Source organism: Luteolibacter sp. Y139 (assembly GCF_038066715.1).
Taxonomy (GTDB): Bacteria; Verrucomicrobiota; Verrucomicrobiia; order Verrucomicrobiales; family Akkermansiaceae; genus Haloferula; species Haloferula soli.
In genome coordinates this window covers 414679-427281 of record NZ_JBBUKT010000005.1, presented here as the reverse complement: position 1 = coordinate 427281, position 12603 = coordinate 414679, and the positions used below count along the sequence as shown (strand labels likewise).

At 62.0% G+C, this 12603-nt stretch carries 11 protein-coding genes; 6 read left to right on the top strand and 5 right to left on the bottom strand.

Going from position 1 to position 12603, the window contains the following annotated elements:
* The first annotated feature begins 286 nt into the window (after positions 1-286).
* Positions 287-1627, top strand: a complete 1341-nt coding sequence (locus tag WKV53_RS15505) for a hypothetical protein (RefSeq protein WP_341405684.1) — start codon at positions 287-289, stop codon at positions 1625-1627.
* 22 nt (positions 1628-1649) lie between these two features.
* On the opposite strand, the gene thrS is transcribed toward WKV53_RS15505, so the two are convergent.
* Positions 1650-3524 carry a threonine--tRNA ligase gene (gene thrS / locus WKV53_RS15500; RefSeq protein WP_341405683.1) on the bottom strand — a complete coding sequence of 625 codons (1875 nt, stop codon included), beginning with the start codon at positions 3522-3524 and terminating at the stop codon, positions 1650-1652.
* A 65-nt stretch (positions 3525-3589) separates the two neighbouring features.
* A complete protein-coding gene (locus tag WKV53_RS15495) occupies positions 3590-3943 on the bottom strand; it encodes a hypothetical protein (RefSeq protein WP_341405682.1) in 354 nt (117 codons plus the stop codon).
* A 50-nt stretch (positions 3944-3993) separates the two neighbouring features.
* Here WKV53_RS15495 and WKV53_RS15490 point away from each other — a divergent pair, with 50 nt between their 5' ends.
* A complete protein-coding gene (locus WKV53_RS15490) occupies positions 3994-6807 on the top strand; it encodes a tetratricopeptide repeat protein (protein WP_341405681.1) in 2814 nt (937 codons plus the stop codon).
* A gap of 13 nt (positions 6808-6820) precedes the next feature.
* On the opposite strand, the gene WKV53_RS15485 is transcribed toward WKV53_RS15490, so the two are convergent.
* Positions 6821-7516 (bottom strand): MOSC domain-containing protein, encoded by a 696-nt coding sequence (locus WKV53_RS15485; protein WP_341405680.1) that lies wholly within the window; start codon positions 7514-7516, stop codon positions 6821-6823.
* Positions 7513-7947, bottom strand: a complete 435-nt coding sequence (locus WKV53_RS15480) for a winged helix-turn-helix transcriptional regulator (protein WP_341405679.1) — start codon at positions 7945-7947, stop codon at positions 7513-7515. Before WKV53_RS15480 ends, WKV53_RS15485 begins: the two co-directional genes overlap by 4 nt.
* An 84-nt stretch (positions 7948-8031) precedes the next feature.
* Between WKV53_RS15480 and WKV53_RS15475 the strand changes: the two genes are divergently transcribed.
* On the top strand, positions 8032-8268 hold the full coding sequence (locus WKV53_RS15475) for a hypothetical protein (protein WP_341405678.1): 237 nt from the start codon (positions 8032-8034) through the stop codon (positions 8266-8268).
* 39 nt (positions 8269-8307) lie between these two features.
* On the opposite strand, the gene WKV53_RS15470 is transcribed toward WKV53_RS15475, so the two are convergent.
* Positions 8308-8940: a hypothetical protein gene (locus WKV53_RS15470; protein ID WP_341405677.1), complete on the bottom strand. Its 633-nt coding sequence runs from the start codon at positions 8938-8940 to the stop codon at positions 8308-8310.
* A gap of 179 nt (positions 8941-9119) precedes the next feature.
* On the opposite strand from WKV53_RS15470, the gene WKV53_RS15465 reads away from it, so the two are divergent.
* The 3 genes from WKV53_RS15465 (at position 9120) to WKV53_RS15455 (ending at position 12584) form a co-directional block, all read left to right on the top strand.
* Positions 9120-9896 (top strand): sulfite exporter TauE/SafE family protein, encoded by a 777-nt coding sequence (locus WKV53_RS15465; RefSeq protein WP_341405676.1) that lies wholly within the window; start codon positions 9120-9122, stop codon positions 9894-9896.
* Positions 9897-10121: 225 nt separating this feature from the next.
* Complete coding sequence (locus WKV53_RS15460; protein ID WP_341405675.1) at positions 10122-11429, top strand: UDP-glucose dehydrogenase family protein; 1308 nt, start codon at positions 10122-10124, stop codon at positions 11427-11429.
* A 174-nt stretch (positions 11430-11603) separates the two neighbouring features.
* The gene (locus tag WKV53_RS15455) at positions 11604-12584 is read left to right on the top strand and encodes a hypothetical protein (RefSeq protein WP_341405674.1); all 981 of its coding nucleotides are present in this window, start codon (positions 11604-11606) and stop codon (positions 12582-12584) included.
* Positions 12585-12603 lie beyond the last annotated feature (19 nt).

The window sequence follows — 12603 nt, the reverse complement described above, 5'->3', positions numbered from 1 at the left end:
GAATCGATCATACGGGACCAAATAAGCCGCCCCGTTCACGATGAACGGGTGGCAAATTTCTCATTTCGTGGCGTTCCAAAGAAAACATCATGTGGCCTGAAGCGGCCTGTAGTCGCGTGGGACGCGTCGGCCGGTGCCAAAACACCGGAGCCTCGCGGGCGACTGAGCCGAGTGTATAAGCCCAGTCGCACCAAGCGGCAAGCGGGATTTTGCGGGCGAATCCACTCGAGGAGCCCGGGGATGGATGGGAAAACGGACAGACATCTCCCGTAAAGTAACCGTCGCCATGCCTCCTCTCCCAAGGATTTCCCTCCTTTCCCTCAGCCTCCTCCTCGCGCCGATCCTGATCGGAGGAGGCCTCGCCGAGCCACCCCCGGCTACTCCACCCGCCAGATCCTGGGACGACTACCTTGCCACCGCCCCCACTCCGCTCGACCCCAAAAACTGCATCTCGGAAAAGCCCTGGGAACTGTTCGGCCGCATGGGCGAGCAGATGAACCTGACCTTGTACAACGACCCGAAGAAGGACGCCGCCACGCGCGCCAAGTTCCTCACCACCTACACCCGCACCTTGGCCACCGCCGCCGATCGCCGGGACCCGCAGGCCACCGCCCAGCGGCCTGCCTTCCGCGAACTCCACGATTTCATCGCCGCCGCTTTCGCCCGCGCTCCACGGGCAAAGTCGAGCCTCAGCGACGCCGAGCGAAAGGCCTTTATCGAGCGGAGCTTCTCGGGTGGCGGGCTCAATTGGGCTTCCTTTCTCGGCTTCTCCATCGACGACACCGCGGGCTACATCCGCGCCCGCCTGATCCTCGCCGGCAGCACGGTTCCCGCTCCGGAACTTGATCTCTTCCGCGGCCAGCTCGCCGCGAAACTTCGCCGCTACACCGAGCAACCATCAACCGCAGTCTCGAAAGAGAACACCTGCTACGCCCTCATCGCCTTTGCCCAAAGCTACCGGATCGATCCGCCAGCCGCCGCACCCCACGACGAGAAAGCACCCGAAGCCGCAGCCAGCCTCTGGAAAGACTACCTTCTCGATCATTCACCCACGCTGGAGGAATGCCTGGCCCATGCGCCCTCCGATCTCTTCCACCTCATCGGCCGCCGGGACAATGTTTCCCTCTCCGGCATGCCTGGCGGGGATGCCACCATGATCGACACCTTCTACGCCAAATACGCCCACGAACTGGCTACCTACAATGACCAGCACTTCCCCGAACGCGTCACCTCCCGGCTAGTCCTTCGCGATCTCCTTTACTTCACCATAGAAGGGCTGGTGAGCGGCTTCGGTCAGCGCTTCTACTCCACTCGCGAGCGGATCGATGCCTACGTCGAGCACATCATCGCCACCACCTCGGCAGATGGAGTCCTACCCGGTGCCAGGAAACTCGATTTCTCCGCTCAACAGGCCGCCAGCTATGCACGCGCGCGCCTCGTCATGATCGCGGAAGAGCCCTACAGCATCGACCTCGATGGCTACCGCACCGGCGTGGCCACGCGCATCCATGCTGCGGCGAACAAAGGCGCCTTCACCGCCACCAATCTCGCCTACCTGGTCGCGCTCCTTGCCGACAACCACCAGACTCCTCTGGATCCCAAGCTGGGACCTCCAGAGGAGCCCTGATAGAAAACACAGGCGACGATCCTCAGAGCCTCCGCTCCTTGATCTCCGCCACGATCTCCGCGATGAACTCGCCCACCGGCTTCGCCCCAAGGTCATCCTTGTCGCGATGCCGCACGGACACGGTGCCCTCCTCAATTTCCTTCGCACCCAGCACCAGCATGTAAGGCACGCGATCCAGCCGCGTATTGCGGATCTTCGCACCCACCTTGTCGGACGAGCTATCCAGCGACACCCGCACGCCAGCCTCAGCCAGCTGCGTCGTCAGTGCCTCGGCAGCCTCCAGGAACTTGTCGGAAATCGGCAGCACCCGCACCTGCTCCGGTGCGAGCCACGTCGGGAACTTGCCCTCGAAGTGCTCGATCAGCAGACCCGTGAAACGCTCCAGCGAGCCGAACGGCGCGCGGTGAATCATCACCGGCCGGTGCGTCGTGTTATCCGCACCCACATACTCGAGCTTGAAGCGCTCCGGCAGCACGTAGTCCACCTGCACCGTGCCCAGTTGCCAATCGCGGCCGATCACGTCCTTCACCACGAAGTCGATCTTCGGCCCGTAGAACGCCGCCTCACCCGCTTCCTCGGTATAGGGCACATCAAGCGTCGCCGCCGCCTCACGACAAGCCGCCTCCGCCAGATCCCACTTCGCAGGATCACCCGTGAACTTGCTGTCATCCGGATCACGCAAGCCGACGCGCACGCGGTAATCCGTCATGCCGAGCGTCGTCAGCACCGTCTTCACCAGGCTCAGGCAGCCGATCAGCTCCTTCGCGATCTGATCCGGCGTGCAGAAAAGGTGCGCATCATCCTGCGTGAAGCCGCGCACGCGCGTCATCCCGCCGAGCTCGCCGGATTGCTCCCAGCGATACACCGTGCCGAATTCCGCCAAGCGCACCGGCAGATCACGATACGAGCGGTGCTCGCTCGCGAAGATCTTGATGTGGTGCGGGCAATTCATCGGCTTCAGCATGTAGCCCTCGTAGGTGCCATCGCTGAGACCATTGATCAGCTGCGCGCAGGTCGTGTCCTCATCCGCCAGCTTCTCGAGCACATCACGCTCGGGAATCGCCGGATACTGGCTCTCCTGATAGTAGGGGAAGTGCCCCGACGTGCGGTAAAGGTCCAGCTTGCCGATGTGCGGCGTGAAGACCTGCGAGTAGCCCTGCTTGTCCAGCTCCGCCGTGATGAAATCCTGCAACGCACGACGCACCAGCGCACCCTTCGGCTTCCACAGGATCAGGCCCTGCCCGACCGCTTCATCGATGTGGAAAAGATGCAGCTCACGGCCAAGGCGGCGGTGATCGCGCTTCTTCGCCTCCTCCAAGCGCACCAGGTGCTCTTCTAACAATTCCTTCGATTCAAAAGCCGTTCCATAAAGCCGCTGCAGCTGACCCTTCGACTCATCGCCCAGGTAGAAGGACGACGACACCGACATCAGCTTCACGTTCTTGCACTTGCCCGAGTAGCCCACATGGGGCCCCGCGCAGAGGTCGATGAACTCACCATTCTGGAAGCAGGAGATCTCCTCGCCCTCCGGAATCTTGTCGATCAGGTCCAGCTTGAAACGACTCGCATTGCCCGGACGCTCGGAAAGACCGCCGAGGCGACCGCTCTCGGCCATCGCCTTAGCTTCGTCGCGCGTCAGCACCCGGCGCTCGAACTTCTGGTTCTCCTTCGAGATCTTCTTCATCTCCGCCTCGATCTTCTCGAAATCATCCGGCGTGATCCGGTGCTTCATCTCGAAGTCGTAGTAGAATCCACTCTCGATCGGCGGCCCGTAGGCGAACTGGGCGTCCGGCCAAATGCGCAGGATGGCAGTCGCCATCACGTGGGCGCAGGAGTGGCGCAGGCGCTCCAGATCCGTCATTTGGGCGCGTTCTTCGAGAGTCTTCCGTTCGGACATGGGGCGGGGAGATTGGCCGGGAAAACGGCTTTTTCAATGCCCGATTCGCACCGATTCCGCCCTCCTCACTCCCCCGTCACCGGCCCGCGGTGCCGCACCTCGCTCCAATCCTTGATCCCGAGCACTTCCTTGGCGAAACGACCCTTTTCCTCAAATCCCGGCGCCCCCAGCGCCCGATACGCCCCCAGATCGGCTTGGCCCGTGCTGATCCGGCGGTCATCTCCGAATTTCCGCAGTCCCAGCCACACTGAAATAATCGAGCGACAGCATCGGGTGCGGAGCGGTGCCCGTCGTGCAACCTCCCATTCCCGGCCACCCGGATCCTGAAGCTGCACATCGTGCGCACTTCCCGGCTCAACCTTCAACGGCACATCTCCCTCCACCACCGCGACACGCAGTTCCCGCCGGAGGGCTTCCATCCCACTGCGGCATGCTTGCAATCCTAATAACAGCCCGGAAGACTCCGGTCATGATGAGGATAAAGATCGTCGCATTCCTTCTCTGCCTTTTCCCCTTCGTAGCCCGCTGCGAATTGGCAGCAGTGGAAAAGCTGCGCTCGTCCGCGGCGCAATTTCCGAAAATCGAGTTCGGGAAGGACGAAAACGGATTTGCCCGCGTCCATCTGCTGACCCCGGCCAAGTCCGTGGAGATCGATGGCTGGTATTATCATGGCTTCCGGTTCACTACTCCGGAATGGCTCGATCAGTCCGTGCTGTGGATGTTCCTGCACCCGGAACAGGACAACGAGAAGGTGGGCCGCTTCCGCTGGTCGATCGTGCCGGTGGAAGGTGACGCGGACTTCCAACTCACGTATCTCAAGAAGCCCGCGCGGGCATTCAAGTCGGTGAATGAGCGCTTCCCGCATGCACGGGAATTCCTGGTGCAGAGCTTCCCGAAGGATGACTTGGAACCCGGCAAGGAATACCTCGTCTGTTTCTGCTATCAGCAGCCTCAGATCCCGAAGCTGGCCCTGGCGATGACCGTGAAGTCGGACCGCGGCATCGCCGAATTCGGCAGCATCCCTACCGGCAAGCCCGACCCGGAGAAGAAGTCATTGCCAAAGGATGCCCCGCGGCTCGACCCCAAGCCCCAGGTGGCCAAGGTCGTGGAAGCCTACCGGAAAGGCGGACGAGAGGCAGGCCTGCGGGCACTGGATGAGATTACGCCCGCATTTGAGAAGGAGGGCGGAGTGTTCCGTCCCTATTTCAATGAAGTTTGGCGCGAGGCCCAGACCCGCACCGGCCGCGAGGATCCGGAGTGGGCCGCGGACGTGTGGGACTGGCTATTCCGCGCAGCCCTCGCTCGTGGCGACCGGGAACTCGCACGCAGCGTCACTTCAAATGCCTTGGGAGGCTTGGCTGTCGTCCGTCGCTTCGGCCGAGCCAAGGAAATCCGTGCCTGGCAGGAAGAGAATCTCTGGCGGAGCGGCTTCGAGCTGGACCCGAGGACCTACCCGGATCTCGGCCCGGGCCTCGCCGCGCTTCCTGAGATCCGCCGCCGGGAAGTCCCGAAGGGACCACCCTTTGGCACTCCGACGATCCGTCGCACGGGTGAATTCTCGATGGAGGAGAACTTCGATCGCATGAATGCTTCCGCCTTTCTCTCGCTCGCCGGCGACCGGGAACAGGCAGGCCATTGGCAGGAGGCCATGGAATGGCGGGTCTGGGCACAGATCTGGTCAGAAGCGGTCACCGAAGCCAGTAAGGACAAGAAGCCGATTGGCGAAGTCTCTAACATTTGGTACGAGGCTGTCGGTGACAACGCCGACAACCTTCTTCTCCTTGGACTAACAGAAGCGGCGAGGGACGAGTATCAGCGGGTCATCGATACCTCTTGGCCAGACTCCTACCAGGGCCGCGGCAAGTTGCAGGCCAAGCTCGATCGCATTGCCTGCAGTCTTGATCTCGGCGAATTCGATCCCTCTTTGGTCAATGAGGCAGCGGAGCTTGCGCAGAAAGCAAAGTCGAATGGCTTTCTCACCAAACCCACGTGGCAACGAGCCACCTTGATCCACGCCCGCTGCCTGCTGGCATCTGGGAATAAGGCGGAAGGCTCTCGGATGCTGGATGAACTGGTCGCCGATGGCTGCGAGCCCGCTCGCCAAGAGCGCTGTGTTCTCCGTCTCGCTGCAGGCACCTTGGACGGCGTGGAAGAAGATCTGAAGCTGCTGCTCGCCTACCACCGGGCAGCTGGAAAGAAGATCAGCGAGGCCCAGGTCTATTCCCTCTATGCCGAATTCCTGGAAGCCTCCGGGCGCTTGGATGAAGCGCTCGCGATGCGCCGTGAGTCGATCCGCTTGATGCGAAGCTTTGACCTCTTCGCCCTGCTGCCCGCCGAGCAGGCACGGCTCTCCTGCCTGCTGGCAAAATGCGGTGATCGCTCCAGCTCCGATGCCGCCGCGGCCGAAGCAACCCGGCTTTCCGAAAATGAAAAGCGAATCCCCGCGCGCATTCGTAGCTCGGTGAAATCCCTGCTCGCTTCCCGTTCGCAAGGCGATGCCATCGCCAAGAAGCCCGCGGACAAGAAAGGCACCGTGGATCTCCAGCCGCTCCGCTCACTGGTGATTCCCGTCGTGGGTCGTCCCTTGCGAGGACGCCTGACCTTGTCGAATCCGAATACCATCCCAGTGGAAGGCACGCTCGCCTTCGACGGCATCCCCGCCGACGCCACGTGGGACGTAACATCAGGTGAAGCGCGCGTGACTCTCGGCACCGCGGGAGTCGATCGCCTCATGAAGGTCCGCATCGAGCCCGGTAGCTTCGCGGTCATCCGCTTGGCCGCGGCAGCAGGGGCGATCGGCAAGGGAACGCTGTCCACCGTCTGGAGCGCTCCGGGTCAAAAGGACCAGATCTCCGAACTGAAAATCGACGACGCGGAAGCAGGCGTTTCCTCCGCCGTGGTCGAAGCAGGCGAGTATCGGGGGAATCCCTTCTACAGCGTCCCCATTCATCACCACTTCGTGCGCGCGGATAGCTCGGATGCCCCCGCCGACTTCCGCATCACCGCCTCCGCTCCTGCTCGCGTCGAGATGTATGATGAAGAGGATCAACCGGTCTTCGTCGACGTTCGCGGCGATGGCTCACTCACCGGCACCAGTGATGTCCTATACGCCGACCGGAACTCCGATGGCGCAGGCGATGTCACCAGCAAGGAAGGCGAGGCTTCATTCCGCCTTCAAGTCTATCCCGACGGAGTGATTGCGCCGGAAGGCCTCACGCTGAAGATCGAGTCAAAGGTCGATGGCGCATGGGTAGCCGTCTCGGAAGACCGCATCATGCCCTAACAGCTCGATCCTCTCACTTCGGCTGATCCCGCCGCGCCGCAGGATCACTCTCCCGCCCACGCCCCCGGCTCCACAGCCCATCCTTCCAGCTCCCCGATAGCGCCGGGCACAGCGCCAGCCCCCGATCCGCCTCAGCCCCACCCTCCCGCTGGTGCATGATCCGGTTGCAACGCCCCAGCGTCCATTCGGCAAACGGCCGCTCGCGCAGATGAAACTCATCCCCCGCCGAGACCTCCCCATGCCACAGCACGCGGAAATAAAACCCCGTCCGCCCATTCCGCTCCACCTGCGCCGCCAAGTCCTTCACATGCCACCTGCGCGCCAGTTTCCAACACGGCTGCCGCGGCTGCGACACCTGCACGATCGCGCTGCCGATCTCAAACACATCCCCCACGCACACCTCATCCTCGATCAACCCACGCGTTGTTAGATTCTCGCCAAAGGCCCCCGTCGGCAGTCCCTCCAAATCCGGCACCCCATTCCAGAACTCATAGTGCTCGGACGGATACACGCACACCGCCTTGTCCACCCCGCCGTGGTATCTCATGTCCGCCTGCTCATCCCCGCGGAAGCCCTGATAGCCCAGCCACTGCGGCACCTCATGCGGCACCTTGTAAAAGCCCGTTCGCCAATCCTTGTCCCACCAGGCGCCGCTGCCCTCGCTGACCACTTCCCTCACCGGACCATAGTGCAGAGCTACGATGTTCATGGTACTTCCTCCTCTTCCCCGCTTCCATAGCGCCCATCGAGCTCGCGCAGTTGCTCGATGATCCCGGCCAGCTTCCGCCCCTTTTCCGAAAGCTCATACTCCACCCTCGCCGGCAGCCCGGGAAACTCCGTTCTCTCCGCGAGTCCGTAATCCAGCAGCTTCTTCAACCGCTCCGCCAGCACCTTCGCCGAGATCCCCGGAATGAATCGCTCCAGCTCACCCGGCCGCTTCACCCCGCGCGCGATCGCTGCGAGCACTGCGACGCTCCACTTGCACCCCACCACGTCCTCCAGGCTCCGATAGCGGTTCCGGTCCTCCAGCGAGAGATAGGCAGGCTTCACCGCCGCATCTTCCCGCGCCGCCGGCGGGCTTGTCACCCGGGCACTTTCCGGTGGGGACCCTCCCGATTCCTGCCCGATTTCCCGATTCATCGCGCGTGCTTTCCTACGTCACGGCAACCCGCCGCTCAAACGCAAAACCAAACCACCAACTCCAACACCATCCATCTCCATCCCATGAAACAACACGCCACCTTCTACCACGCCGGCTGCCCCGTCTGCATCGATGCCGAGCAATCCCTCGCCACCTCCCTCGACCCCGCCCGCTTCGAAGTGGAAATCGTCCACCTCGGCCAATCCCCCGCCCGCCTCCCCGAAGCCGAGCAAGCCGGCGTCCGCAGCGTCCCCGCCATCGTCCTCGGCGGTTCCGTCTATCACATCAACCACGGCGCCGACCTCAGCGCGCTGAAGTGATGTAAACCGCCAACCACGATCCGCCGGGAAGCCACGCGCTTACCGGCGGATTCGCTTGTGTGCACCTCGCTCCTCCCAGACCCGGGTCTCCGACACAGAGACATGGATCTCCGATAAAGGCCCGCCAAATTCCCCTTTCTTGGTAACGCGGATTTCAGGGTCGGAAGTTTGCGCGCCCATCCACCCGCCGATATTGAAGCCCCTCTCATCCACACTCATCTGATCACCCCATGTGGATAGAACGGCCCCGCCACCGCGAAATACCAGCGCTTCCGATCCATCCGGCAGCGAGACCACTTCCGGCGCATCTCCCCGGTAGAATCGCAGTTGGAAATGAGGATCGGTCACCACGCGGGTGACTTTCGGAAACCGGAATTCCAGCCGCGCTACCCGAGTCCCCTCCTTCGCCTTCGGAAGAAATCGCGGCGGATTCAAAACGAGCGACGGGATCACGGTTACCGCCAAGAACACCATGATCGCCAGTGACAGGACGGATGCACCGCCAAACGAGGCCCGGTGCCACCTCGTCTGACCGTATCTCCCCATCGTCCCGAAAAGCAGCGGAGGAAAAAACGCAAGGAGAGGCAGAGGAAGCAAGGCCAACAGAAAGAAGCCGATGATCACCCCGTCCATCGCCATAAACAAACCCACCAAAGCCGCCACGATCACCAAGGGCGGAACCGCCAGACTGTTCCACGCCGACTCCGTCATCGCTGGCCGCCTCATCGGAGAGCATGGTCGGACGACAAGATGCCATCCCGATGAAGCCCCGGTGAAATCTCCACCTCCTCTCAACTTGAAGACCACATTTTGACGTTCCATTTCCCGGGTAAAGCGACTCCCTTTCCCCCGTGCCCGGTCACCAGGAATGGATCGTCCTCGCCGCTGGCTTCCTCGCCGCGGTCATGAATGCCGTCGCCGGCGGCGGCACCATGCTCACCTTCCCCGCACTCATGGCCGCGGGCCTCAGCGGCGTCTTGGCAAACACCACCTCCACCGTCGCCCTCTTCATCGGCATGCCCGGCAGCGTCTGGGCCTTCCGCCACCGGCTGGCCGAGGTGAAGCCGTGGATTCTCCCGCTCGGAATCGTCAGCCTGTTAGGCGGCCTCGCCGGCGGCTGGCTCCTGCTCGCGCTGCCCTCCTCCTACTTCGATGCCGTGGTGCCCTGGCTCCTCCTGATGGCCACCACCCTCTTCCTCCTGAATGCCCCCATCCAGCGCTGGCTGAAGAAAAAACGCGGCGAAGGCCACGACGCCGAACCAACCGGCCCGCGCCCCTGGGGCCTCGCCTTCCAGACCGGCGTCGCCATCTACGGCGGCTACTTCGGCGCCGGCATCGGCATCATGATGATGGCCGGCCTCAGCCTCCTCGGCCTGCGCGACCTGAACCGCGTCAATGCCCTGAAGGCCCTCCTCTCCCTGCTCTGCAATGTCGCCTCCGTCATCTACTTCATCGCCTGCGGCAGCGTCGATTGGCGGCTCGCCGGCTGGCTGGTCGCAGGCTCTATCCCCGGCTACTTCCTCGGCGCCCATTTCGCCCAGAGGATCCCGGCCGTCGCCGTCCGCACCACCGTCGCCCTGATCGGCTTGGGCATCGCCGCCCGCCTCTTCTGGAAACAGATGGCCTGAGCCGAAACGCCGGAAAAGGCAGCCCAAGCGGCCACGAAATCATCGAAAACCCGCAAAAAACACCGGAAAAACCCTCCTTCCGTCCCTTTCGCTCGTTTCGTCGCCCCCTCCCCCAAAACCCGCGAAAATCTCCGGAACCGCCTGAATTCCGCGATCGCGGGACTTGCGCCAGGGCGGCGAGGCTGCTAGACACGCCCGCGTTTCACCCACCCCCCCTAAATCTACATGAAGATCACGATTATCGGGACCGGCTATGTCGGTCTTACCTCCGGCACGTGCTTTGCCGAAGTCGGCCACGAGGTTACCTGCGTCGATAACAACCCCGAGAAAGTCGCAACGTTGCTCGCCGGCAAGGTGCCCATCTATGAGCCCGGCCTTGAGGAACTCGTGAAGTCGAATGTGGCCGCCGGCCGCCTCAAGTTCACCACCTCCACCGAGGAAGGCGTCAAAAGTGGCGAGGTGATCTTCATCGCCGTCCCCACTCCGCCCCAGCCGGACGGCTCCGTCGACCTCTCCTTCATCGAAAAGGTCGCCCGCGAGATCGCCCAGTGCCTCACCCCGGAGCTCGGCTACCGCGTCATCGTCGACAAGTCCACCGTGCCCGTGAAGACCGGCGACAAGGTCGAGCAGACCGTCCGCCGCTACGCCCCCGCCGGTGTCGAGTTCGGCGTCGTCTCCAATCCAGAGTTCCTTCGCGAAGGCTGCGCTGTCGATGACCTGCTGCATCCCGACCGCGTCGTGATCGGCTCGAATGACGACCGCGCGCTCGCCTACATGCAGAAGATCTATGAGCCCTTCGTCGCTCCGGTGCTCGTCACCGACATCAACTCTGCCGAGCTCATCAAGCACGCCGCGAACTCCTTCCTCGCGCTGAAGATCTCCTACATCAATGCCGTGGCGAATATCTGCGAGGCCTCCGGTGCCGACGTGGAAAAGGTCGCCGAAGGCATCGGCATGGACAAGCGCATCGGCCGCTCCTTCCTGAATGCCGGCCTCGGCTACGGCGGCTCCTGCTTCCCGAAGGACATCAAGGCCTTCATCCACATCTCCGAATCCCTCGGCCAGCCCTTCGGCCTGCTCAAGGAAGTCGAGAAGATCAACTTCGACCAGCTCGACCGCTTCCTCGCCAAGATCCGCGAGAAGCTCTGGGTCTTCCGCGAGAAGAAGATCGCCCTCTGGGGTCTCGCCTTCAAGCAGAACACCGACGACGTCCGCGAGTCCGTCGCCATCAAGCTCTGCCAGAAGATGCTCTCCGAAGGTGCCGTCGTCGCCGCCACCGACCCGGAAGCCCTCGGCACCGCCCAGAAGTTCGGCGAACTCACCGGCAGCATCAGCTACCATACGGACATGTATGAGACCCTCGACGGCGCCGACGCCCTGGTCATCGGCACCGAATGGCCCGCCTACGCCAAGGCCGACCTCCACGAGATCAAGAAGCGCCTCCGCACCCCCCTCGTCTTCGACGGCCGCAACCTCATCGACCCCAAGGACGCCAAGGCCGCCGGCCTCGAATACATCTCCATCGGCCGCTGATCTCAGGCAGCAGCCAGAGACCAGAGTCCAGAAACAAGACTTCAATCAAGAGGCGCGGGCACCAGCCCGCGCCTCTTTTTCTTTGCTCCGTCACCAGCTCTGATGGTGCTTTGACAAAACGACAACTGGACGAATGCGCTGGAGGAGACTCCCGCTTTGCTTTTTGTTAGCCGAATGAACGGAAGCAGTGACGCCGAAGTTGCCCGGATCGTTCGAGTTGCGAATAATGAAGGCACATTTCTACATCAGGCCGTTATTCGCTTGCTGCTGCAGGAGATGACTGGCCCGCGGCGTAGGCCAGGGCACCATCTATACGTAGACGACGTTATCGAGGAGTATCCTCTCGTGTTCGGGCAGCAGTTGAGAGCAGACATTATCGCTCGATGCTCTCTTGAAGGTCCTATGATAGGAGGGGTCGAAATCACTTTGGCGATCGAATGCAAACGGGCTTACCTCGGAACTCGGAAGCTCATTTTTCTTCCCGCCATCCAGCGCCAGAATCGCCAACAGGTGAGAATTTTTCGGCGCACTTACGTCGGCAAGAACAGTCCATACTCGTCTGCTGTGCTGAATTCTTGTTGGGCGAGCATCAACGATACAGGACACTCTTTGACAATTCTGCCAGTCTCGGATGCTGGAATGTGGGTGGAGGTGTCCGATCAGAGAGAGCGAGGCGGCACGGCACTAAACGATGCGGCCATCCAAGCGTGCAGAGCCACCTTGGGCCTCATTGCAGAAGAGAAGAGGAAAGTAGCAGAAAAGAGCTTCGGATACCTGGAGCGGTATTACCTTCCCGTCATTGTCACAAACGCTCCTCTCTTCATGCTAGATGGAACGGAAGGGGTGGATCTCGCTACCGGAAACCTTCATCACGGAGGAGTAAGTCTCAGAACAGTTCCAGCGGTTCTGCTTAGACATCCGTTCTCGCGAATGGACGAAGGCGACGGCGACCCGAGACAGGTGGGAGGGAATCTAGATTGTTTCGGCGAGAACGAGCAGGACCCACAGAACGAGATATTCCGGTATAAGGAAACGATCTTGGTCATCACGGCATCTCATCTCCCTTCCCTTTTGCACGACGACGACATTCTCTCGAAAATTGCCACATCGATATTGTCGTGCGACCGAACTACTCCTGCGAGGCAAGCGTCGTAGAAGACCCACGCCCCTCGCC